Annotated in this window: 21 protein-coding genes, 1 tRNA gene and 1 pseudogene; 6 read left to right on the forward strand and 17 right to left on the reverse strand. The window is 72.3% G+C overall.

The window, feature by feature from the left end; genetic code table 11:
• Window positions 1-82 precede the first annotated feature (82 nt).
• Window positions 83-379: pseudogene (locus tag KUM38_RS41995) on the forward strand (PIG-L family deacetylase); the annotation flags it as partial.
• Between the two features lie 228 nt (window positions 380-607).
• Here the strand turns inward: KUM38_RS41995 and KUM38_RS21240 are convergent.
• Complete coding sequence (locus KUM38_RS21240) at window positions 608-1,186, reverse strand: TetR/AcrR family transcriptional regulator (RefSeq protein ID WP_217130997.1); 579 nt, start codon at window positions 1,184-1,186, stop codon at window positions 608-610.
• A 355-nt stretch (window positions 1,187-1,541) separates the two neighbouring features.
• Between KUM38_RS21240 and KUM38_RS21245 the strand changes: the two genes are divergently transcribed.
• The 3 genes from KUM38_RS21245 (at window position 1,542) to KUM38_RS21255 (ending at window position 3,956) form a co-directional block, all read left to right on the forward strand.
• Window positions 1,542-2,984, forward strand: coding sequence for an MFS transporter (locus tag KUM38_RS21245; RefSeq protein ID WP_217130998.1), 1,443 nt, complete (start codon window positions 1,542-1,544; stop codon window positions 2,982-2,984).
• 67 nt (window positions 2,985-3,051) lie between these two features.
• Window positions 3,052-3,125: transfer RNA gene (locus tag KUM38_RS21250), tRNA-Pro, on the forward strand.
• A gap of 222 nt (window positions 3,126-3,347) precedes the next feature.
• Complete coding sequence (locus KUM38_RS21255; protein ID WP_217130999.1) at window positions 3,348-3,956, forward strand: hypothetical protein; 609 nt, start codon at window positions 3,348-3,350, stop codon at window positions 3,954-3,956.
• Here KUM38_RS21255 and KUM38_RS21260 read toward each other — a convergent pair.
• The 12 genes from KUM38_RS21260 to KUM38_RS21315 form a co-directional block, all read right to left on the reverse strand.
• Window positions 3,900-5,177 (reverse strand): LLM class flavin-dependent oxidoreductase, encoded by a 1,278-nt coding sequence (locus KUM38_RS21260; protein WP_217131000.1) that lies wholly within the window; start codon window positions 5,175-5,177, stop codon window positions 3,900-3,902. The genes KUM38_RS21255 and KUM38_RS21260 overlap by 57 nt on opposite strands.
• The gene (locus KUM38_RS21265) at window positions 5,174-6,586 is read right to left on the reverse strand and encodes an NtaA/DmoA family FMN-dependent monooxygenase (protein ID WP_217131001.1); all 1,413 of its coding nucleotides are present in this window, start codon (window positions 6,584-6,586) and stop codon (window positions 5,174-5,176) included. Before KUM38_RS21265 ends, KUM38_RS21260 begins: the two co-directional genes overlap by 4 nt.
• Window positions 6,587-6,706: 120 nt before the next feature.
• Complete coding sequence (locus KUM38_RS21270) at window positions 6,707-7,657, reverse strand: fumarylacetoacetate (FAA) hydrolase (protein WP_217131002.1); 951 nt, start codon at window positions 7,655-7,657, stop codon at window positions 6,707-6,709.
• A gap of 37 nt (window positions 7,658-7,694) precedes the next feature.
• Window positions 7,695-9,002 (reverse strand): pyridoxal phosphate-dependent aminotransferase, encoded by a 1,308-nt coding sequence (locus tag KUM38_RS21275; protein WP_217131003.1) that lies wholly within the window; start codon window positions 9,000-9,002, stop codon window positions 7,695-7,697.
• Between the two features lie 40 nt (window positions 9,003-9,042).
• On the reverse strand, window positions 9,043-10,755 hold the full coding sequence (locus tag KUM38_RS21280; RefSeq protein ID WP_217131004.1) for an AMP-binding protein: 1,713 nt from the start codon (window positions 10,753-10,755) through the stop codon (window positions 9,043-9,045).
• Window positions 10,755-11,888 carry a Glu/Leu/Phe/Val dehydrogenase dimerization domain-containing protein gene (locus tag KUM38_RS21285; RefSeq protein ID WP_217131005.1) on the reverse strand — a complete coding sequence of 378 codons (1,134 nt, stop codon included), beginning with the start codon at window positions 11,886-11,888 and terminating at the stop codon, window positions 10,755-10,757. The genes KUM38_RS21280 and KUM38_RS21285 overlap by 1 nt, the downstream gene beginning before the upstream one ends.
• 44 nt (window positions 11,889-11,932) lie before the next feature.
• Window positions 11,933-12,496 carry a type 1 glutamine amidotransferase gene (locus KUM38_RS21290; protein WP_217131006.1) on the reverse strand — a complete coding sequence of 188 codons (564 nt, stop codon included), beginning with the start codon at window positions 12,494-12,496 and terminating at the stop codon, window positions 11,933-11,935.
• Window positions 12,493-13,323 (reverse strand): acetylglutamate kinase, encoded by an 831-nt coding sequence (locus tag KUM38_RS21295; RefSeq protein WP_217131007.1) that lies wholly within the window; start codon window positions 13,321-13,323, stop codon window positions 12,493-12,495. Before KUM38_RS21295 ends, KUM38_RS21290 begins: the two co-directional genes overlap by 4 nt.
• Window positions 13,320-14,375: an N-acetyl-gamma-glutamyl-phosphate reductase gene (gene argC, locus KUM38_RS21300; protein WP_217131008.1), complete on the reverse strand. Its 1,056-nt coding sequence runs from the start codon at window positions 14,373-14,375 to the stop codon at window positions 13,320-13,322. Before argC ends, KUM38_RS21295 begins: the two co-directional genes overlap by 4 nt.
• The gene (locus KUM38_RS21305; RefSeq protein ID WP_217131009.1) at window positions 14,372-15,226 is read right to left on the reverse strand and encodes a RimK family alpha-L-glutamate ligase; all 855 of its coding nucleotides are present in this window, start codon (window positions 15,224-15,226) and stop codon (window positions 14,372-14,374) included. Before KUM38_RS21305 ends, argC begins: the two co-directional genes overlap by 4 nt.
• A 1-nt stretch (window position 15,227) precedes the next feature.
• Window positions 15,228-15,413: a lysine biosynthesis protein LysW gene (locus tag KUM38_RS21310; protein WP_217131010.1), complete on the reverse strand. Its 186-nt coding sequence runs from the start codon at window positions 15,411-15,413 to the stop codon at window positions 15,228-15,230.
• A 26-nt stretch (window positions 15,414-15,439) separates the two neighbouring features.
• The gene (locus KUM38_RS21315; RefSeq protein ID WP_217131011.1) at window positions 15,440-16,594 is read right to left on the reverse strand and encodes a LeuA family protein; all 1,155 of its coding nucleotides are present in this window, start codon (window positions 16,592-16,594) and stop codon (window positions 15,440-15,442) included.
• Between the two features lie 225 nt (window positions 16,595-16,819).
• Between KUM38_RS21315 and KUM38_RS21320 the strand changes: the two genes are divergently transcribed.
• Window positions 16,820-17,578: an arylmalonate decarboxylase gene (locus KUM38_RS21320; protein ID WP_217131012.1), complete on the forward strand. Its 759-nt coding sequence runs from the start codon at window positions 16,820-16,822 to the stop codon at window positions 17,576-17,578.
• Between the two features lie 87 nt (window positions 17,579-17,665).
• Here the strand turns inward: KUM38_RS21320 and KUM38_RS43310 are convergent, their stop codons facing one another.
• The 4 genes from KUM38_RS43310 to KUM38_RS21340 form a co-directional block, all read right to left on the reverse strand.
• Complete coding sequence (locus KUM38_RS43310) at window positions 17,666-18,355, reverse strand: response regulator transcription factor (protein ID WP_217131013.1); 690 nt, start codon at window positions 18,353-18,355, stop codon at window positions 17,666-17,668.
• Between the two features lie 54 nt (window positions 18,356-18,409).
• Window positions 18,410-19,654 carry a transposase gene (locus tag KUM38_RS21330; RefSeq protein ID WP_254397525.1) on the reverse strand — a complete coding sequence of 415 codons (1,245 nt, stop codon included), beginning with the start codon at window positions 19,652-19,654 and terminating at the stop codon, window positions 18,410-18,412.
• Window positions 19,655-19,929: 275 nt separating this feature from the next.
• The gene (locus tag KUM38_RS21335) at window positions 19,930-21,162 is read right to left on the reverse strand and encodes an MFS transporter (RefSeq protein WP_217131014.1); all 1,233 of its coding nucleotides are present in this window, start codon (window positions 21,160-21,162) and stop codon (window positions 19,930-19,932) included.
• A gap of 67 nt (window positions 21,163-21,229) precedes the next feature.
• Window positions 21,230-21,787 (reverse strand): SDR family oxidoreductase, encoded by a 558-nt coding sequence (locus KUM38_RS21340; protein ID WP_217131015.1) that lies wholly within the window; start codon window positions 21,785-21,787, stop codon window positions 21,230-21,232.
• A 178-nt stretch (window positions 21,788-21,965) separates the two neighbouring features.
• Here KUM38_RS21340 and KUM38_RS21345 point away from each other — a divergent pair.
• The coding region (locus KUM38_RS21345; protein ID WP_254397526.1) for an AfsR/SARP family transcriptional regulator at window positions 21,966-22,838 on the forward strand (873 nt) is incomplete at its 3' end.

Raw genomic sequence — 22,838 nt, forward strand, 5'->3', positions numbered from 1 at the left:
TCTCCGGCCCGGTCCGTGTCCTGTCCGCCTACCCTCCGCGCGGACCCCGCATCCTGTCAACCTTTTGACAGGACAAAGGGAGGACCTGCCGGCCGCCCACCGCATGGCCCTCCAGGCCCGCGTCCTCGCCCAGGCCATCGGCTACCCGGGCGAGGGCGAGATCATCGGCGCCCCGCCCGTCTTCTGCTTCGAGCCGCACCGGCCCGAGACGAGCGGCTTCAGGCCGGAGGTCCTGCTCGACATCACCGAGGTGTGGGAGACCAAGCGCAAGGCCATGGAGTGCCTCGCCGCCCAGCGGCACCTGTGGGGCTACTGCACCGACCTGGCCGTCCGCCGCGGCGTCCAGCTCAAGCGCAACGCGGGCCCCAACCTGGGCCTGCCGGTGGCAGAGGGCCCCGACGGTGTGTTCCACCCCGGTGAGCGCGGCGCGGCCGTGGCGGCCGAGCGGGGGATACCGGTGACGCCGAAGGTGTGGCGCGAGCTGAACGAGAGCGCCGCACGGCTGGGGGCACGCCCCCGCCGACGGCACACCGCTGATCGCGCACCACCCGACAGATCCGCGGGGCGGCCCCGGGGGAGGAGGGGCCGCCCCGCGGCGCGTCGCGACTCAGTGCCCGGCGCGCACCCCGTCCAGGGCGACGGCCAGCACCCGGTCGCGCTGGGCGTCGTCGAGGAAGTTCGTCGCGGTGATCCCGGCGACCATCCGCAACAGGTCGTCGAAGGTGATGTCGTCCCGCGCCTGTCCGGCCCGCTGCGCCCGCTCGAACAGCGGACCGCCCGCCGCGTACATCGACTCCCGGGACGCCAGGAAGATCTCCGACTCGCCGTCCAGCGCCTCCCGGACGGCCCGCTTGGTGGCGGTGTAGTCCACGAACCGGCGCAGCCACGCCGTCAGCGCCTCCCACGGCTCCCCGTCGGCGACCTCCTCCGCGAACCGGCACAGGTCATCGACCTCGCCCGCGTAGACGCTCTCGAACAGGTGCCGGCGGGTCGGGAAGTTCCGGTAGAGGGTGCCGATGCCGACGCCCGCCCGGCGCGCGACGTCCTCCAGGGAGGCTTCCGAGCCGTGCTCGGCGAACGCCTCGCGGGCCGCGGCCAGCAGGGCGTCGTAGTTGCGGGCGGCGTCCTTACGGTGCGGTCGCCGGGACGCCACGATCTCGCTGACGGGGAACGGCTGGGCGGTCACGACTGCCTCCCGGACGGGGCTCGGATTGAAACGGAGGTATGCCTCCGCTACAGTGGAGGGGTACCTCCACTTTAGCAGTGCGGGGTTCGATCGCCGTCGACGCGTGCGGCCGCACGCGTCGACGAACGCTTCGGCACCCCACACCCCCTTGCTCCCGTACCTCCGCGTACGACCTCCCTCACGGGCCCTGCGCCAGGCGCACCGCCCCCGTCCCGTGCCGACGTTCCGCGACCGCCTCCCGCGGCCGCCGGAGTGCCCGATGCCGCCCGCGTGCGCACCGGCCCGCACCCGGCCGCCGTGGCACGCCGACCGCGGAACGACGGCCGCACCCCGTTCGGATTCGGAGAGGTTCTCCATGCCCCGCACGTCCACCCGCCTCACCTTCGCGGTCCTCGCGACCGGTGCCGGTGTGTTCTCCATGCTGCAGTCGTTGATCGCGCCGGCCCTGCCGACCGTCCAGCACGCGCTGCACACCTCGCAGTCCACCGCGACCTGGGTGATGACCGCGTATCTGCTGTCCGCCTCGGTGTTCACCCCGATCCTCGGCCGCGTCGGCGACCTGGTCGGCCGTAAACGGACCCTCGTCGGCGTCCTCGTCGCCGTGGCGGTCGGCTGTCTGCTCGCCGCCCTCGCGCCGACCATCGGCGTCCTCATCCTCGCCCGGGTCGTCCAGGGCGTCGGCGGCGCCCTGTTCCCGCTCTCCTTCGGCATCATCCGCGACGAGTTCCAGGCCTCCGAGGTGAGCGGCAGCATCAGCAACCTGTCCGCCGTGATCGCTGCCGGCGGTGGCGTCGGCATGGTGGCGGCAGGCCCGATCGTCACCGCACTCGACTACCGCTGGCTGTTCTGGATCCCCGTGGCCGTCGTCGCGGTGACCACCCTGATCGCCCTGCGCTACGTACCCGAGTCCCCCAATCGATCCGAAGGCGGCGTCAGCTGGACGGGCGCCGGGCTCCTCTCGGCATGGCTGGTGGCCCTGCTGCTGCCGCTCAGCCAGGCCGGCAGCTGGGGCTGGGGCTCCGCCCGCGTCCTCGGACTCCTCGGCGCCGCCGTCGTCCTGTTCGCGCTGTGGCTGTACGCCGAGTCCCGCTCCCGCAGCCCGCTGATCGACCTGCGTGTCATGCGGCTGCCCGCCGTGTGGACCACCAACACGGCCGCACTGCTCTTCGGCGCCGGCATGTACGCGATCTGGTCCTTCCTTCCCGGTTTCGTGCAGACCCCGGACTCGGCGGGCTACGGCTTCGGCGCGAGCGTCACCACCGCCGGGCTCCTGATGCTGCCCATGCTGGTCGCGATGTTCCTCTCCGGGGTGCTCAGCGGCCGGCTGGAGCCGGTCGTGGGCGCCAAGACGCTCCTGACGGCCGGCGCCGCGCTCGGCTCGCTCGCCTGCGGCATCCTCGCCCTCTGGCACGAGCAGCAGTGGCAGATCGCCCTGGCCGCCGGCGTGTTCGGCCTCGGCATCGGACTGGCTTTCGCAGCCATGGCCAACCTCATCGTCGGCAGCGTCCCCGTCGACCAGACCGGCGCCGCGACCGGCATGAACGCCAACATCCGCACCATCGGCGGCTCCGTCGGCGCCGCGATCACCAGCGTCCTGGTCACCGGCCGGCTCCAGCCCTCGGGCCTGCCGTACGAGTCCGGCTACACCCAGGGCTTCGCCCTGCTCGCCGTACTCTGCCTCGCGGCGGCGGGCGCGGCCCTCCTGGTCCCGGCCCGCCGCGCCACACGCCTGGCCTCCCCCTCCGCACGGCCGGCCGTCCCGGAACCGAAGCCCGCGTCCCCCGCCGTACGGGGCTGACCACCCCAGCGTCCCGATGCGGTAATGTTGACCTGCGTGATCACGCGGTTCACCGCGCGAAACGCATCGGGACGTGGCGCAGCTTGGTAGCGCACTTGACTGGGGGTCAAGGGGTCGCAGGTTCAAATCCTGTCGTCCCGACTTTGCGAAGTCGCAGGCCAGAGGCCGTTTCAGAGGAGATCTGAAACGGCCTTTTGATTATTTTCGGGGACCGGTTGGGGACCGGCGCACTTGACGGGGCTGAGGCGCACCTTGACCCGGTCGAGGTGCGCCACGCGCTCGGTTGACGTGCGCGCTTTCCGCTCCCTGTGGGGCGATGACCGTACGGCCGCGTCCATCCCACATCCCGGTCGGGAGCGGCCGGTGCTCGTGCTTATGTTCTGGGTGCCGACCGATGACAGTGGCCGCGGTGCCGTCGCGGTCGTCTCACCCCACGACCCGACGGCCCGCTACGCGCGCCGCGGACACGTCACCCGTTGGAAAGGGCTCGTCGCGCGTCTCACCGAGACCTGTGATCCTGACGGCGTCAACGTGATCACTGATGTGGCCGCCACCGACGCCATCGGCTACGAAGCGAAGGCGCTGCCCGGCATCCGCACCCGGCTCAAACACCGCGGGCTGCTGTCCGCCGAGCACCTGGTCGACGGCGGCTACACCTCCCTGGTCCATCTGGAACAGGCAGCCCGCGACCACCCGGTCACGGTCACCGGACCACTGCCGGTCAACTCCACCCGGCACGGGAAGCCCGCGCCGTGCGCGAGCGGTGGCTGTGGGCCGGCGGTCGCCTCGAGTACGACAGTGGTGCGCGGCCGGCATGCGCTGATGACGGTCCGCCCCGGATCCATGACGGAGCCCCGCACCCGGGTGCTGAACGTCGGCGGTGGGTGCCGGGGGCAGGCTCCCGTCGGTGAGGCGTCAACCAGCTCTGGAATAGCGGCTGGTGGGGCGTGCCAGCCCCAGGTGTCCGCGTAGCGTGGTGGACGTGTACTCCGTACGGAAGGCCCCGCGCCGCTGCAACTCCGGGACCAGGCCCCTGGTGATCGCCGTGAGGTCGTGCGGGAGGGTGCCCGGGCGGAGACGGAAGCCGTCCAGGCCGGTGGAGCGCCAGTCCAGGAGGAGGTCGGTCAGTTCGGTGGGCGTACCGGTGAAGATCTCGGCGTCCGAGGCGAGTTCTGCTCCGGCCACCTCGTCCAGGCGGACCTTGCGCCGTGCGGCGGCGCCCGGTTCGTCGTCCAGGAAGACGACGAGATCCGCGAAGGTCCGCAGCGGGCGTTCCGTCACGTCACGGCCGGTGCGCTCCACCGCCTCGGCGACCTGGGCGAGGACCGCCGCCGTGCCCGGCCGGTCGTGTGGGGTGACGGCGACGACGTCGGAGCTGAGGGCGGCGAACTCGTACGGGATGGTGGCGTGCGCGAGGCTCACCACCAGAGGCTGGCCCTGGGGGGTGCGCGGGGTGATCGACGGGCCCTTCACGCTGAAGTTCGAGCCCTGGAAGTCGATGTGGTGGACCTTGTCGCGGTCGAGGAAGCGGCCCGTCGCCGCGTCCCGTATCTCCGCTCCGTCCTCCCAGCTGTCCCAGAGTCGCCGGGCTGCCTCCACCACCTCGGCGCCCTCCGCGAAGAGCGCGCGCAGCGGCTGGGAGATCAGCTCCGGGTCGGTCACGTCGTCCTCGGTGAGCTGGGGCGTGGTCCGGCGGCCGAAGTGCGCGGCGTCGGCCGCGCGGGACGATATCTGCGGGCGCCAGCCGGCCCGGCCCTTGCTCGCGTGATCGAGGGTGGCGATGCCGATGGCGAGGTGGAACGGTTCGGTGTGGGTGACGTTGGTGGTCGGGACCAGGCCGATGTGCGTGGTGAGCGGGGCGAGGTGGGCGGCGAGCAGCACCGCGTCGATGCTCCCCCTGACGTGGTCGGTGCGGTCGTCGGGCAGGTGGAAGGCGGCGGACTGGAGGCCGAGCGCGTCCTCGAAGGTGACGAAGTCGATCAGGCCCCGCTCGGCCTCGGCGACCAGGTCGGCCCAGTACACGGCGTCGAGGAGCTCACCCGGCCGGGCGCCCTCCTCCCGCCAGGCCGCCGGGTGCCAGCCCGCGCCGTCGAGGGCGACGGCCAGGTGCAGGGGAGCGGTGGGCGTGCCGGAGGCGGCGGCCGGGGTGCCCTTCGGGTCGGGGGCGCCGGTCGGGCCGGTCGTGCCGGTCATACTGAGGTCTCCTTCCGGCCGCGCGGACGCTCGTCGCGCAGGGGTTGTCCGGGGCCGCCCCACGCGGCCGGGCGGGGTGCGGCGGACAGGCCGAGGTGGTCCCGGAGTGTGGTGCCGGTGTAGTCGTCGCGGTGGACCCCCTTCTCCTGAAGGATCGGCACCACCCGGTCCACGAAGTCGTCCAGGCCACCGGGGGTCAGGTGAGGTACGAGGACGAAGCCGTCGGCGCCCTCGGTCTGGACGTAGTCGTCGATGGCGTCGGCGACCGTCCGCGGGCTGCCGACGAACGTCTGCCGCCCACCGACCTCGATGACGAGCTCCCGGATGGAGAGGTTCCGTTCCTTCGCGAGCCTGCGCCACTGTCGCGCCGTCTCCGCCCGGCCCTTGCGGAACACCGAGTGCCCCTTCAGGAAGTGGGCGTCGTCCTCGGGCTCGATGTCGGGCAGTGGCCCGTCAGGGTCGTACGCGGACAGGTCGCGGCCCCAGACCGCCTCCAGGTGGGCGATCGCTGTCTGCGGGCTGACCAGCTTGCGGCTGATCTCCTCCGCGTACGCGGCGGCCTCCTCGTCGGTGTCGGCGACAACCGCGTTGGCGGTGGGGAGGATCAGCAGGTCATCGGGGCTCCTGCCGTAAGTGGCCAGGCGCCGCTTCACATCCCGGTAGAACTCCCGCGCCACATCGATCCGGTTGTGCTTGCTGAAGATGACCTCGGCGTCGGACGCGGCGAACTCGCGGCCCGCGTCGGACTCGCCGGACTGGACGATCACCGGGTGGCCCTGCGGTCCCGGCGGGGTGGTGAACCGGCCGGAGATGTCGAAGTGCTGCCCCCGGTGGGCGAAGCGGCCGGCTCCGGAGGTGACGAACTCGCCCGTCGCCGCGTCGGCCTTCAGGTCGCTTCCCGACCAGCTGTCCCACAACTCCCGTGCTGTGGTGAGGAATTCGGCGGCCCGGGTGTAACGGTCGGCCTCGTGGAGGAAGCCGCCCCGGCGGAAGTTCTCGCCGGTGAAAGCGTCGTAGCTGGTGACCACGTTCCAGCCGGCCCGGCCGCCGCTGAGCCGGTCCAGGGTGGCGAACCGGCGCGCCACCTCGTACGGCTCGTTGAAGGTGGCGTTGACCGTGGCGACCAGGCCCAGGTGCGTGGTGACGGCGGCCAGGGCGCTCAGCACGGTCAGGTTCTCCGGCCGTCCCGCGATGTCCAGGTCGTAGACCTGCCCCTTGTGCTCGCGCAGCCGCAGTCCTTCGGCAAGGAAGAAGAAGTCGAACTTGCCGCGTTCGACGGTCTGCGCGAGCCGCATGAAGGAGCCGATGGCTATCTGGCTCTCGGAGCGCGGGTCCGACCAGACGGTCACATTGTGGATGCCGGGCAGCTGCGCTGCGAGATGCACCTGTTTCTTGGTGGTGGCGGGCACGGTGCGGCCTCCTCCTGCGAAGTCCGGCGGCGGAACGGGGTGGGCGGGGTGGTGGTCCTCAGAGCGTGCCTGGGCCGGACTCCGTCTGCACAGATCGACCGGCCCGGTTTCACGCGGTGTTCATGCCGTGGTGACAGGCGCGGGAGCGGCGGCCGGGGTGGTGGACGGGGCCGTGGAGACATACCGCACCTGGTTCTCGAAGGCGACCCCGTGGCTCTTCACGTCGATGGCGATGCGGTCGCCGTCGGCGATCCGGAACCCGTCGTGGAAGCTCGCCTCGTCGGCGCCCAGGAGCACGTAGTTGACCAGCCCGGGACGCCGTACCGCCGGGAACGTGAACAGGTGGTCCGCCATGTCGCGCACCCGGTGGTAGAGGGCGTCGTCGCCGCAGTCGAACGGGCCCTCCCAGGCCGTCGCGCCGTCCCGGACGATGGTGACCCTGCCGGTCACCGTACGCGGCGGCGGGCCGAGGAAGAGCAACGGAGAGAGGGCGGTGTCGCACAGCTTGCAGTACGGGTTGTAGCCCGGGTCCTGGCGGTGCAGGCCGATGTCGCACAGGTCGTTGCCGAAGGTGTAGCCGGCGTAGTGCGGGGTGCCGTCGGCGTCGTTGACGTAGACGAGGGCGACCTCGGGCTCCTCGATGAGGGCGACCGGCCGGGCGGGCACGTTCAGATCCTCGCCGGGCAGCCTCACCCAGTCGCCGAACCCTTTGAAGAACCACTTGGGCGGGATGAACTCCCCGTCTTCCGGAGCGGTCTCGCCGCCCCACTTCTTCTTGTGCGTGCCCATGAAACCGCTCAGCAGGGCGTTACCGGTGGCCCCCGGAAGCAGGGGAGGCAGCAGGCGCAGTCCCGGGTCCCTGGCCGTGACGACGACGGTCGCCGCGCCCTCGGTGAGAGCGGCCCGCAGGGCCTCCTCCGAGCCGTCGGTGGCGATGAAGGCGGCGGCGACCTGGCCGTCCTCCACCCGGTACAGGGTCTGTTGCGTGCCCTCCTCGGGGCGGCCGAAGCCGACATGGCGTTCGCCGTCGTACCGGGCCTCGAAGAGGACGGGGAGGTGGGAGTGGGGCATCGGTGACTCCTTCAGTACGTGGACGAGTCGGGTGACATCAGGCGTGCGGGGCGAGAGCGGGGACCGGCGACCCCGCCAGGTCGGCCAGGACCTCGCCGACCCGGTCGACGGATTCCCTTATCCACGGCAGGGAGAGCGGATCCGCCGATCCCGCCGTCTCCAGCGCCGCCGTCTGCTGCTCGGCGGTCTCGCCGTAGAAGCGGCTGGTCGCCGCGCGGATGCGCAGGGGGCGGCCGGGCTCCCCGAAGGCGGTGGCGGCCAGGACGCCGACCCCGTACCGCTCGGAGAGCAACGCGGCCAGGCCGTCGCCTCCGTGCACGCCGTGGGCCTCGGCCAGGTGCTCCCGCAGGGGTTCGAAGTCCGGGTAGAGGTAGCAGGTCGCGGCGGTGGGGGCGAGCTCCGCGCCCACGGCGGTGAAGCGGGCGGCGACCGCGCGCACCACCGCCCGGTGCAGCCGCCGGCTCGCCGCGACGCGTTCGGTGACCTCCGGCGGCTCCCCGAACGCGTACGCGGCCGCCGTCTGCACCGGGGCGGGCGGGCTGGACCAGATCTGGCTGGCGACCGCGGTGAGCCGGGTGTGCAGGGCGCGCCCCAGCTCGCTGTCGGGCAACCGGGCCACGCCCGTGCGCCAGCCGCCGAGCGCCAGGTTCTTGGTGAGCCCGGTGGTGACGACGGTCCGCTCGGGTGCGTGCAGGGCCGGGGAGACGGCCGGTTCGGAGCCGTCGTGGACCAGGTCGCGGTAGATCTCGTCGGAGACGATGACGAGGTCCAGTTCGCGGGCCGCCTGCGCCAGCCGCCGTACGGTGGTGGCCGAGGCGATCGTCCCGGTCGGGTTGTCCGGCACGGTCACGACCACCGCCCGGGGGTGCTGCCCGGCCGTCCGCGCGTCGGTGACCGCCTCGCGCAGCCGGTCCGGGTCGGGCACCCCGCCCTGCCCCGGCAGGATCGGTACGGGGACGGACCGCGCCCCGGCCAGCCGGGCCTGGGCCGCGTAGCTCACCCAGCTCGGCACCGGCACGATCACGTCCCCGCCGATGGCCAGGAGCAGGGCGAACAGCAGCGACTTGCTGCCGGGGCCCGCCACGACGAGCCCCGGGTCGACGGCCAGGCCGCGCCGCTCCCAGTACCCGGCGACGGCGGAGCGCAGGGCGGGGCTTCCGGCGACGGCGCCGTACGCGTTCTCGCCGGCCGCCGCCGCGAGCCGGTCCCTGAGGGCGGGGAGGACGGGCAGGCCGATCTCCCCGCTCGCCATCGACAGGACCCGCTCCCCGGCCCGGCGCCGTCGGGCCAGGGCCTCGTCGGCGGCGAGGGTCGCCGACATGGAGACCGGTGTGGGTTCGGGCATGGCAGCAGCTCCAGTGCTCGGTGGGTGTACGTGTACGGGGTCAGGCGGGGGTGCGCGCGGCGTACCGCTCCCGCAGCTCGGCCTTGCGGACCTTGCCGGTCAGGGTCTTGGGGAGGGCGGGGACGTGTTCCACCCGGTCGGGAAGGAAGCGGGCGTCGTGGCCCGCCTCCGTGACCCGGGCCCTGACCTCCTCCAGCGTCGGGCCCTGTCCACCGCGCGGGACCACGACGGCGACGATCACGTTGCCCGCCCCGTTCGCGGCCTCCAGCCCCACCAGTGCGGCCTCGGCCGCCTTCGGGTGGCTGCCGATCACAGCCTCCAGTTCCGTCATCGGCACCACCCGCCCGTCCCGTAGGACCGCGTCCCGGGCCCGGCCGATGATGCGGATGCCGCCCCGGCCGTCGTCCCGGGCGAGGTCGCCGGTGTCGAACCAGCTGTCCTCGTCCAGCTCGGCCGCGAACGCCTCGGGGCGCCGGTGGTACCCGAGAGCGAGCGATGCGCCCCGCACCTTGAGCCTCCCGACGGAGCCCGCGGCGGCCGAAGCCCCGTACGCCTCCGACGTCTCGATCCGGGTCTCCATGGCGTCGATCGCGCGGCCGTTGCTCCGCGCCGACCAGCCGTCGGGGTCCTCGGGCCGGGTGGTGGTCACGGGGCCGTTCTCCGACATGCCCCACAGGGAGTGGGCGCGGGCGCCGAGCGTCTCGTGGACCTCGTCGGCCAGCTCCCGCAGGACCGGCGCCGAGCCGATCACCACATGGCGCAGCGTGCTGGTGTCCCGCCGCTCGGCGCGCTGGGAGGCGGCCACATCGGCGAGGGTGGCGGGCGGCCCGTACAGCAGGGTCGCCCCGTACCGCTCCACCAGGTCCAGCAGCGCCTCGTTGCGGCGTACGTCCTGGAAGGCGACGGTACCGCCCAGCATGACCCCGGCCAGGACGCCCTGCGCGAACCCCGAGTAGTGGACCAGCGGTGTGGAGACCGCCGCCACCCAGCCGGCACCGTCGCCGCCCTCCCCCGCTCCGAACGCGTCGACATACCCGCGTACGGCCGAGTGCACCGTGTTCTGGCTGTGCAGGACCCCCTTGGACAGGCCGGTGGTGCCGGAGGTGAACAGGACCACGAACGGGTCGTCCGCGCCGAGCGCCAGACCGTCCAGCCGGGCGGCGGCACCTTCCTGCTCCTCCCGCTCGTTCGCCACGAAGTGCTCGTGGAAGGAGAGCGCGCCCTCGGACAGCGGCCCGTCCACCACCAACACGTGTTCCAGGAAGGGAAGTTCGTGGCTGAGGCGGGTGGCGATCTCCGCCAGCGGGGTGCCCGACCATTCCGGGAGGGTGATGCACACCCTGGCCTCGGTGAGGCCGAGTCGGTGGCGCAGCTCCTCCTCCGTGCAGAGGGGCGAGATCGGGATGATGACCGCGCCGACCCGGATGGAGGCGAAGATCAGCGGCACCATCTCCCACCGGTTGGGGAGCTGTACGGCGACGAAGTCGCCCCGTCGAACGCCCAGTTCCAGCAGAGCCAGGGCGAACCGATCGGTCAGCCGGTTCAGTTCGGCGTAATCGAGTGTGTCGGTACGGGACTCCGCCACGCGCCGGCCCGCGACGGCCAGCCGGCGAGGGCGCTCCCGGGCCTGGCGGTGCAGGTCGTCGAGGAAGGTCTCGTCCCGCCACCAGCCGCGGCGGCGGTACTCGGCGGCACGTTCGCCAGGAGCGGCCGCCGCGGCGTCGACCGGCCGCTCCTTCGCCGCCGTACTCATCAGCGCTCCTTCCGGCGGGCCGCGAGCAGCTCGGGGAGCGGGTCGCCTGCCCGGGAGGCCGCGATCTCCAGCAGGTCCCGGGTGTTCTGCCGGACCCGGTCGCCGACCCAGTCGAAGACCCACGCCTTGCGCGCCGCGGCCTCCAGGCCGAAGGGGACGACCCGGGTGACGGCCAAGGCAGCCGAGGCGGCGCCGCCGATGTTGGCGATCACGCCCGGGACCAGACCGGCCCCCGACGCGGCCACCTTCTCCTTGGCCGCCGCGCTGGAGGCGAGGTTGGCACCCTCGACCACCAGGCCGGCCCGCAGGCGGTGGGCGTTCTCGGCGTTGATCGCGTACTTCTGCGCGGCCAGGATCAGGATGTCCGCGTCCACGTCCAGCCAGGCGTCCGGTTCGCCGGACAGCTTCACATCCTGCGGCAGTCGGCTGCGGTCGATGGCCCCGAACCGGTCCGTGACGGCGACGAGTTCGGACACCGGCAGCCGGTCCGCGCTGATCGTGCCCCGGATGTCCGCGATGCCCACGACGATGTGCCCCCGGTCCTCCAGGAACCGCGCCACCGCCCGGCCCACCGCGCCGAACCCCTGCACCACGACCCGGGCGGGTTCGGTGCGGCCCCTCGCCTCCAGGGCGGTGATCGCGGCGACCCCGACACCGTGGCCGGTGGCGTCGATCAGGGGCTCGTAGTACGTACGCCAGTCGATCGGCATGTCCGGGGCGCCCAGCCGGTAGCGGGGGTCGTACTTGGCCTCCTCGAAGAAGACGGCTCGGTCGGCGGGGGTGACGCCCATGTCGATGCCGAGGTGGATGCCGCCGTGCAGGAGCGGCTTCACCGTGCGGCCGAAGGTGCGGAAGGTCTCGTCGCGGCCCGCGCCCTCGGAATTCGTGGCGTCGGCGACGATCCCGGCCTTGGCGCCGCCGATGCGCAGCCCCGCCAGGGTGAACTTCTCGGTCATGTCCCGGGCCAGGCCCGCGACTTCCTCCTCGGTGACCCCGGTGGTCATCCGGGTGCCGCCCATCGCCAGGCCGTCGACGAGCGTGTCGACGACCACCCATCCCTTGATGGCGCCGCCGCTGCCGTTGAGGTGGACGGTGAGGGCGGGTTCCTGCGGTTCTTCCACTGCTGCGCTCATGGCGAAGTCCTTGTTCTGTACGAAGGGGTCGGCAGGGGCTCGGGTCACTGGTAGAGCTGTGCGAAGCCCCGCAGGATCTCCAGACCGTCCCTGCGGAACTCCAGGTGGGCCTGGGCGCCGTGGATCCGGCCGTCGTCCGAGCGCAGGAACTCCACGGGCGCGTGCTCGGAGCGGCCGATGGAGCGGTAGCCCGCCGGGGCCTCCTGGAGGTAGAGGGTGTGCCGGTGGAAGACGGTGACCGTGGGCTTCACGTAGGTGAAGAGCGGCTCCTCCGTGTCCACCCGCACCTCGTAGCCGCCGACCCGCTGCGGCCCCTCCGCGAGGCGTCCGCCGGCCGCGACGGCGAGGATCTGCATCCCGCCGCAGATGCCGAGGACCGGCACGTCCGCTGTCGTCACCAGGTCGATCAGGGGCTTGTAGAACTCGCTGTCGTACGCGCGCACCTTGGTGCCGCTCAACACGATGGCCTGGTAGTGGCCGTCCACCCGGGCGGGTACGGAGGAGGCCTCGACCGTTTCCGTTTCCGAGCCCAGTTCTTCCAATCGGGAACGGAGTTGCTTGAGCGAAAGCGTTCCGTTGTCGACGACCAGTACGCGGGACCGGCTCATGCGTCGGCTCCTGACGTACCGGCCCCGCCGGGAGCCTTCGTGATCAGCGTGCCGGTGGAGCCGTCCAGCAGCTCCGTGACGGCGGCGCTGCCGATGACGACCCGCTCCACACCGCGCTCCAGGGCCTCGCCCGCCGCCCGCAGCTTCTTGCGCATGCCGCCCTTGGCGCCCTTGTCGCGGAAGGCGGCCGCGTCCTGTGCGCTGATCCGGCGTACCGGCTCGTCGTCGATCAGTAGATGGCCGACGTCGGTGACCAGGACCAGGTCCGACGCGCCGGTGGCCCCGGCGATCGCGGCGGCGGCCCGGTCGGCGTCGGTGTTGACCTCCTGGCCCGCCGCGTTCCTGGCGAGCGGGGTGACCAGGTAGGCGTGGGCCGGCTGGAGGTTCTTGAGCGGGGCCGGGTCGACCCCGGTGATCGGGCCGACGAGGTTCTCCAGCTCCACGAGCTGCTTCTCCCGCCACCACCACCGCTCGCCCACTCCCGCGCCGATCAGCCCGTCGCTGCCGAGCAGCCGCTCGGCGGTGATGCCGCGGTTCTTCAGCCGCGCGAGGACGTCCTCGGCCAGGGTGGCGCTGACCGTCTTGATGTCGTCGATGACCTCGGGCGTGGTCCACCGGCTCTGGTTGCCGTACCGGTCGCGCAGGATCGCCGACGGTTCGCTGTAGCGGGCGTCGAGTCTCTTCAGCGGCTTGGACCAGCCGTGCACGAGGACCAGCGGGCGGTCCTGGCCGTGCCGGGCCAGGTCGTCCCACCAGATGCCGTCGAGATCGTCCAGGCAGCTGCCGCCGAGCTTCACCACAGTCGGGACGGAACGGTCCGCTGTCATGCCGGCATCACCGGCTGCTGCGTCAGCCCCGTCTCCTCCGGCAGGCCGAAGCGCAGGTTCGTCACCTGCACGGCCTGGCCCGCGGCGCCCTTGACCAGGTTGTCGAGTGCGGTGAGCACGACGATCCGGCCACCCTCCTCGTCCAACAGCACCGTGACGTCCGCATAGTTGGAGCCGAGGACGACCTGAGGGTCGGGCACCGGGATCAGCGTCTCGTGGTGCCGCCGCACCCGGACGAACGGGCGCCCCTTGTAGAAGCGCAGATAGGCCCGGTTCAGCTCGCGCCGGTCCACCTTCTCGTCGGTGAACACGTACGAACTGGTCAGCAGCCCGCGCACGTTGGGGACGCCGTACGCCGACATGGACAGGTTCCCGATGGTGCCGGACTTGCTCCGCTCCAGGAAGTCGCCGACCTCGGCGGCGTGCCGGTGCCCGGTCGGGGAGTAGGGGGCGATGGCTCCGGCCCGGAACGGGTGCAGGTCGGAGGTGCGCAGTCGGACGCCGCCACCGCTGGACCCGCTCTTGCCGTCCACCACCACCGTCTTCAGGTCGAGTCCGAGGCCGAGGGTGAGCGGCGCGAGGCCCAGGGTGATCGCGGTGGCGTAGCAGCCGGGCAGCGAGATGAGTGCGGCGTCCTTCAACTGGTCGCCGATCAGCTCCGGTACGCCGTAGACGAAGCGGTCCGCCAGGTCGGCGCGGCGCTCGACCTTCGGGTACCAGCGGTTGTGCAGCTCCGGTGTACGGATGCGGAACGCGCCGCTGAGGTCGACGATCACCGGGACGCGGTCGGCGAGCAGCGAGGAGAGGTCGGCCGAGACCGGTGCCGGGGTGGCCAGGAAGAGGACGTCGACCTTGTCCACGATGTCCTCGGTGACCGGCTGGATGGTCAGACCCTGGTCGTTGCGGAGGCCGGGGTGGAGCTCGGAGGGGCGGCGGCCGATGTGGGAGGAGCCGCCCAGGAAGGTGAGTTCCAGGTCGGGGTGCTGGGTGATGAGGCGGATGAGTTCGCCGCCGGCGAGCCCGGAGGCGCCGACGACTCCTGCACGGATCATGCGAGTAGCTCCTGCACATGACGGCCGATGGCCGAGGGGATGTCCGCTCCGGTGGCGGAGGCCACGGCCCGGAAGCCGGGGGCGTGGTTGACCTCGTTGACGACGAAGCCGTCGGGGGTGGCGAAGAGGTCGACCCCGTAGATGCCGGGTCCGAGCACGTCCACCACACCGTCGACGATCTTCAGTACGTCGGGGTCGTGGGCGACGGCGCGGTTCTTGTTGCCGAGGGCCGCGTTGTTGCGCCAGTCGCTGCCGCCGGTCTCGAACTCGGCCGCCCCGATCAGCTCCCGCCCGACGACCAGGCACCGCACCGAGCTGCCGCCGAGGTACGGCTCCACCACACTGGCCTGCTCGAAGGCGTGGGCCAGGTCCTCGATGTAGTCGTACACGGAGTGAGCGGTGTCGGCGTGCCGGATCAGCGTGACCCGCTTGCCCATCCCGCCGAAGACGGGCTTGAGGACGAGAGGCAGGGGCAGCTCGGCCAGCGCCTTGTCGAAGTCCTTGCGGGAGAGCACGAGCCGGTGGTCGGGGACGGGTACCCCGGCGGTCGTGAGAAGGGCGCGCAGTGCGGCCTTGTTCTCACAGGCGTGGATGGCCCGGGCGGTGTTCAGCGTGGGGACGTCGGCCGCCTCGGCCAGGGTGGCGATCAGGCCGCCGCGCGTGTAGCTGCGGCTGCGGATGAGGAGGGTGTCGTACCCCTTGATCGACGGGGCGTCCGGGTGGCCGAGGGAGAGGGACTCGTCGTTGACCCAGTCGAGACGGAGGCCGAACGCCGGGGCCGCCTCGATGAGCAGGCGTTCCTCCCAGGCGATCCGGTCCGCGACGACCGCGACGGGACGGACAGTGCCCATGTCACTGGCCCCAGTCGCGCAGCTGCACCTCGACCATCTCCAGCGTCAGCCGGCCGTCCTCGACGGCCTCGACGCGGAGGGTCAGGATGCACTCGGGGCAGGAGAGCGTCTCGCCCGGGGCGACCGGGGGGACGGTCAGGTCGGTCTCGCACTCGGGGCATACGCCGGTCAGGGTGGCGGTGGACATCGTGAACTCCGTATACAGGGGGCGGGTTACGCGGGTACGGGGCGGAAGTCGATGGCGGCCTTGCGGATCGTGTCCCGGTCCAACAGCGGGCGGCCGTCCCGCTCCTGCCGCTCGGCCAGCCACGGGGTGAAGGCGTCGACGTCGACCTCCAGGCCCGAATCGGCCAGGGCCCAGTGGACGAGGGCGGTGGTGAGGCGGCTGCGGACGCGCAACTCGCGTCTGTTGCCGACGAGTTCGGCGGGCAGTGTCTCGTACGCGTGCGGGTGGTTCAGCTGGCCCGGCAGCTCGTACGCGAAGGCGTGCGGGGTGGTCGGCCCGGACTGGAAGGAGTCGCCGAGGCCGGCGCCCCGCAGGGCGATCCGGGACATCTCGGTGAGGTGGGTGAGGTCGAAGCGGGTGTCGCCGTGGATGACGCGCAGCGAGGTGAGCAGCTCGGCCAGCGGGGCGTTGCCGCCGCGCTCCCCGATCCCGCCGACGGTCGCGGAGATCCACTGGGCACCCGCCCGCACGGCGGCCAGGGAGTTGGCGACGGCCATGCCCAGCATGTTGTGCGAGTGGATCTCGATCTCGGAGCCGTCGATCGCGGTGATGTCCGCGATGATCTCCTCCATCTGCCAGGGCGAGAGGTACGCGACGGTCTCCGCGAGCCGGAACCGGTCGGCCCCCGCCGCGAACCCCGCCTCCACATAGGGGACGAGCCGCTCCCGGGGCGTCCGGGCGCCGTCCTCACCGCTGAACGTGACGTGGAAGCCGCGCTCCTTCGCTTGCTGGATCGCCGAACGCGCCAGCGTCTGAAGGAACTTGGGGCTCGCCGAGTCGAGTTTCAGCTGCGCGTGCTGCTCGGAGGTGGGGATCGAGTACATGATGTGGCGCACGCCCAGGCGCTCGGCCTCGTCCAGCGCACGGGCGACCTGGCGGCGGTCGCGTACGACGACGAGCGTCATGCTGCGCTCGGCGGTGACCGCCTCGTGGGTGGCGAGGACGAGGTCGGCGTCCTTGGAGTCCGGTCCGGAGACCATGCCCACCTCGACGAGTTCGACGCCCGTCCGCACCAACAGGCCCGCGATGGCGGCGGCGTCCGCGGGGCCGAATTCCACCCCCGCCATGTGCGCGGAGTCCCGCAGCGTCGCGTCCGATATACGGGGCGGCCTTTCCAGTTTCTCGGGTCCTGCTGCTGCCATTTCTCTTTCTCCTCTTTCCCGAAAAGGGTCGACCGAAGTGCTGTATTCGCTGAGTCATATCCTTCGGTGCCTGGCCGGGAAGATCAATGTCTGCCGTGTGAGGGCTGTGTTGCGGAGTGTCAAGGAATGTCAGGAAGGAAAGGGAGTGCAAGGGTGGTGTCCAGGCATGCCAAATAGCGGACGAAGAACACCCGTTGATGTGACGTACGCCCTACGGTGCTGGGCATGGATCTCTTCTCGCTGCCCCGGCTGGGGGTCGTCGTACCGCCGGAGAACCCCACGGCGGAACCCGAGTTCATGCATCTGCTCGGCGCCGGAATGAATGTGTACACCTCCCGCTTCCCGGTGACTCCCGGGGCCGGGCTCCGGGCGATGCTGGAGACGTACAACGAGGTGCTCCCCACCCTGCTCGGCAGCTTCGGTGCGCTGCGCCTGGACGCCACGGTGGTGGCGTGCAGCGCATCGCACTACCTGCTGGAGCCGGCGGGCGACCGGGCCTTCTGCGACGAGCTGTCCGAGCGCGTCGGCTCGCCCGTGCAGTCCTCCACGCAGGCGATCCTCGCGGCCTGCGAGGCGCTCGGGGTGACCCGCCTGACGCTCGTCTCCCCGTACGAGCCCTGGCTCACCGACACCTCCCGCGCCTTCTGGGAGCGGGCCGGCCTCACGGTCGACGGGGTGGTGCTCGTCCCGGCGGAGGAAGCGGCGCGTCCGGGCGGGGACGCGCACTTCGATCCGTACGCGGTGACGACCGGGGCCATCCTGCGGCGGATACGGGAGCGGGAGCTGCCCGCCGACACGGCCCTGCTCTTCACGGGCACGGGCATGGGCACGCTCGCCGCCCTGACCGAGCTGGCCCGCCGCGAGCCGCACCGCACCCTGCTGACCTCGAACCTGGCCTCGGCCTGGTGGGCGCGACGGGCGGTGGGGGAGAAGGGCGAGGCGCACCACCCGCTGCTGCGGCGGCTGGAGGGGGCGGCGGTGTGACGGCGGGGGCCCGGGGAGCGTGCGTGCTCCGGGGAACGGCGAGGGCCCCGGGAGCACGCGTGTCCCGGGGCCGTACGCCCGATCCGCTCAGCCCGAGGGCGTCTCCGACATCTGCCAGGCGTACCCCATCCGGTAGCCGACGCCCCGGACCGTGATGATCCAGCCGCTGGAGCCGAGCTTCGCCCGGATGCTGCTCACATGCGTGTCGATCGTGCGGCTGGTGTGTCCCCAGTCACTGCCCCAGACCCGGGCCATCAGCTCTTTCCGCGTCACGACCGTCTCCGGGGTGGCGGCCAGGGTGTAGAGCAGCTCGAACTCCTTCGAAGTGACGCCGACGAGCCGTCCCCCGAGCCGAACTTCCTGCCTGCGTGGATCGATATGCAGATCGCGCAGGGAAATGGTGCCCGGAAGGTCCTGCCGGGGCCGGGTCCGGCGCAGTACCGCTTCGATACGGGCTCCGATTTCCCGGAATCCCCAGGTTTTCACCACACAGTCGTCCGCGCCCGCGTGCAACACGAGGACGCGCTCCAGTTCGGCGTCGGCATCGGTGACCGCTATCAGGGCCGTGTCCCCGCCGCCGCGCAGGGAACGGCACAATTCCAGCCCGTCGATATCGGGCAGTTCCAGGGAGAACAGCACCAGATCCGCTTCTCCGTACACCCGCAGCGCCCGCTCTCCGGTGGAGACGCTGCGGGCGGTGAATCCCTGCCGCCGCAGATCGCTCACCATGGCCGCCGCCGCGGAGGTGTCCTGCTCCACCACGAGTACCTGTCTCACGTGCCCCACCCACCCTTTCCCCTCGGCCTCACGTCGGTTCGCAGCGCCGCCATGTCAGTCGGAGGCGCCGGTGAGGGCGACGGCGGGAGGTGCGGTGGGCGGGGTCCGGGCACGGGGTGGCGCTTCCGGCGGGGCGGTGGTGCCCCCGGCGGCACCGGGCAGGCGCTGGTAGACGTAGGCGGCCGAGGCCATGGTCATGTGGTGGTGCCAGCCGGGGAAGGAGCGGCCCTCGAAGTCGAGGACGCCGAATCTGCGGCCAAGCGTGGTGACGGCGGAGAGGGCGGCGGCGTGGCCGCGCGCCAGCCGGAGGACCTCCTCCACCCGCCGGTCGGTGAGGGTGGTGAGCCAGTACCGGGCGGGCTGCCGGCCGTCCGGGTCGGGCCGTTCCAGGAGGCGGTACGGGCGTACGCCCACGTCGTCGCCGAGGCCGGGCCGCGGCGCCACGACCGTGTCCGCATAGGTGTGGACCGGTACGGGCCGGACCCGGCCGTCCGGGGTCTGCCGGAGCAGGACGTGGGTCTGCCGGGCGTGCCGGACCTCCATGAGCGCGCTCACCTTGGTCACGACGGGCGTGTGCTGCCCGGTGAGGAGTACCAGGTGGTCCGGGGACACCTCGCACACCACGTCGGCCCGTTGCCGGGCGAGGCCCGCGAGGACTCCCGCCGCGTCGTCGCACCGGGTCAGGTCCAGCACCCAGGGCAGCCCGGCGAGTTGGGGCTGAGCGGCCACTTCGGCGGCGTACCCGACGACATGGTCGGCGGGGGTGCGCCCGGCCTCGGACCCGGGGATGCGCGCCCGGCGTCTGCGTTCCCGGTCCGAGTCCCACGCTCCGCCGAGCACGAGGCTCCAGTCCACCGGGTAGCACTGCGTCCCCGAGACGAGGAAGAAGACCAGCGCCCGCTGGCAGTTGACGGTGCGCCCGGTGACGGGGTCGAGGCGCCGGTGCACGCCCACCGAGTGCTCACCGCGCTTGGGGATGATGAGTTCGGCGACGGTCCAGGCGTGCGGGGTCGTCCGCGCGGCGACCCGGCGGGCGAGCCGGCGGCGTACCGGGGCCCACTCCCACGGGCTGGCGTTGATGAACTGGTGGAGACCGTGAGCCGCGGCCGGGGGTAAGGGCTTCGCCAGTGCCATGCGGCGGGGTGTCTTCTTGCCCGATACATGGATCAGGGCCCACAGATAGGCATGGGCCCAACGGCGCTGCTCCGGCCGCTGGAACGCCCGGAAGATCTCGTCCATGAACGTCCGCATGTACGCGCCGTCGCCCGGCACTGCCGCGCGCACCTCACTTGACGACATGTAACGCTACGCCCCCTCGATACTCGTCACCGCTCGCACCCGAGTGGATACATGGCACATCAGTACGAGGTGAAAGTACCGTCCGGAACGGAGTTTGCCCGGGTCGGCCGTCTATTTTGCGAGTTCGGGGTCTGACCTGCAAAGACGCCCCTCGGCGGGGCGTACGTGACGGGCGCGTGGACCCGAAGGACCCGGCTCCGCCACTGGTGGAGCCGGGTCCCGGAGCCGACCGGCGAAGTGTCAACACATCATGAACATGGCCCGGGCGCGGTGCGTCAGGCCCCCACCGGCCGCTGGGCGGGGAAACCGGCCCGACGGGCGTAGAGCACGACCGCGATCACCGGCAGCAGGAGCAGCAGGACCGTCCAGGGGAAGGACTCGCTGCCCAGGGTGTCCAGCAGGATGCCGCCGACGATGCCGCCGCCCGCCATCGCGACGTTCCAGAGCGTGACGAGCATCGCCTGCGCGGCATCGGCCGACTCGCCACCCGCGTCACCGACGGCGGTCTGCAGCAGGGTGGGCACACCACCCCAGCCCAGACCCCACAGCACCACCGCCACATAGACGAGGGCGGTGGTGTCGGAGAGGACGGCCAGCAGCAGCGAGGCCACGGCGACCAGCAGCGCGCCGCCGACGGTGAGGCCGCGCAGCCGGCGGTTGATCTGCGCGCCGACGATCCAGATGCTCGCCAGCGAGGCGGCTCCGAAGACCAGCAGGATGAAGCCGGTGGAGCCACCGAGGCCCAGGTCCTCGAGGTACGTGGCGATGTACGCGTACAGGATGGTGTGCCCCAGCACGAAGACCAGCGTGACGAAGAGGACCGGGGAGACGCCCGGGACGGTCAGGGTCCGCAGCAGCTTCGGCCGCTCGCCGCGCCCCTGGCCGGGGAAGTCCGGTACGCCCACGAAGATCCACACCAGGAGTACGACCGTGAGCACCGTCATCGACAGGAACGCCACGCGCCAGCCGAGCCACTCGCCGAGGAACGTCCCCGCGGGCACACCGAGGGAGAGCGCGACGGGGATCCCGGCCATGGCGACGGCCATCGCCTTGCCCTGGAGGTGCACGGGGGCCATGCGGCGGGCGTACCCGGCGAGCAGGGCCCAGGCGAGACCGGCCGCGACCCCGGCGACGAACCGCGCCGCCATCGTCAGCTCGTAGACGGACGACACGGCCGTCACGGTGTTGGCGAGGGCGAACCCGCCCATGGCCGTGAGCAGCAGCTTCTTGCGCCGCCAGCCCGCCGTGGCGGCGGTGAGCGGGAGCGCGGTCAGGGCGGTGCCGATCGCGTAGACCGTGACGGTCTGACCGGTCGCGGACTCGCTCACTCCCAGGTCCTTGCTCATCGCGGGCAGCAGACCGGCGGGAAGGGTCTCGGTGAGGCTGGTGACGAAGACGGCGGTGGCGAGGGCGAGCAGGGCGAACAGCGGCAGCTTCCGCTGTTCCTCGCCTCCGCCCTTCGGGTCCGTTGCCGCGGCGGTGGGCGCCGTGTCGGGTGCGGTGCTCATGGGGTGTGCTCCAGGTTTCCGGATGGGAGAGGTGGGGTGCGGGGACGGTGGGGGGTGGGGCGCGGGGTCACGGGCTGCCGAGGCCGCCGTCGACGGGGAGCCGGGCCCCCGTGGTGAACGTCGCCTCCGTGGCCAGGAAGAGCGCGGCGCGGGCCACCTCCTCGGCGGCGCCGAGGCGCCCGAGCGGAGGCAGGGGTACGGCGCCGGATCCCGGCGCCTCGATACAACCCGGGGCCACCGCGTTGACACGGATGCCCCGGGCGGCGAGTTCGGCGGCGAGCGCCCGCACGGCGTCGGGGCACGGGGTGGGGGCGGTCAGTACGATCGCGCCGCCGTCCTCGACGTACGGGAGCAGGAGGCGCGCGGTGGGGACGGCGTCGGTGAAGAGGAGACCGACGCCGCCGAAGCCGGTGGTGCCGTCCCCGGTGATGGCGGCCCCCACGGCCGACGGCGTGACGACCCGGGCGACGGAGCCGAGTTCGGCGACCGCGTGGGCGCGCTCGGCGTCGGTGCGGGCGGTCAGCAGGACGCTCGCCCCGCCCTCCACGAGCCGCTTGGCGATGGCCAGGCCGATATCGGTGGCCTCACCGACGACCAGGGCCTTCCTGTGCGCGTACTTGGTCATGGTTGCCGCTCCCTCCAGGTGCCGCCCGCGGGGACGCATCGCGGTATCGCTCGCGAGGACGACTCTGCGCCCGGGCGCTTCGGGGAACCTTCGGGAAACCTTCGGGCCGGCCGGCGGTCGGGGCGGTGGGTGCCCGGAGCCCCGGGGGCCGGTGCCCCGGACCTGTACGGTGGCGCCTATGCGGTTTGGGGTGCTCGGGCCACTGGCGGTGTGGGACGGCGAGGGACGGGAAGTCAGAGTCCCCGAAGCCAAGGTCCGGGCCCTGCTGGCGGATCTGCTCGCGAACGACGGAGGACCGGTGTCCGCGGACCGCCTCATCCACGACCTGTGGGGAGACGCCCCGCCGGGCAGGCCCGCGGGCGCTCTCCAGGCCAAGGTCTCCCAGCTGCGCCGGGTCATCGGCCGCGACCGGGTGGTGCGCCAACCCCCTGGATACCGGCTGCGGTTCGACGACGGCGACGAGGTGGACGCCGTACGCTTCCGGGCCCTGGTGGCACAGGCCCGCCCCGTCCAGGACCCGCGCGCCCGGGCCTCGCTGCTCACCGAGGCCCTGGAGCTGTGGCGCGGACCGGCGTACGCGGACTTCGCGGACGGCCCCTTCGTACGGGCGGCCGCCCAGCGCCTGGCGGAGCAACGGCTCTCCGTGCTGGAGGAGCAGGCCCAGGCACGCCTGGAGGCCGGGGACCACGCGCTCCTCACCGGGGAGCTCGCCGACCTCGTCGCGCTCCACCCGCTGCGGGAGCGCCTGCGCGCCGTCCAGATGAGGGCCCTGTACGCGGCGGGCCGCCAGAGCGAGGCGCTCGCGTCGTACGAGGACCTCCGCACCCGGCTGGTGGGGGAGCTGGGGGTCGATCCGAGCCCCGAATTGGCCGCGCTGCACGGGGCGGTGCTGCGGCAGGAGCCGGGGCTGAGCACGGGGGCTGTGGACCGTACGCGGGGCACGGCGCCCACCCCGGCCGCGACTCACGCCGCGAGCGTCGTACCCACCACATCCACCACCACCCCACCCCCCCACTCCAACCTCCCCGTCCCCCTCACCCCCCTCGTGGTC

The sequence above is a fragment of the Streptomyces sp. AC558_RSS880 genome (assembly GCF_019049255.1).
Taxonomy (GTDB): Bacteria; Actinomycetota; Actinomycetes; order Streptomycetales; family Streptomycetaceae; genus Streptomyces.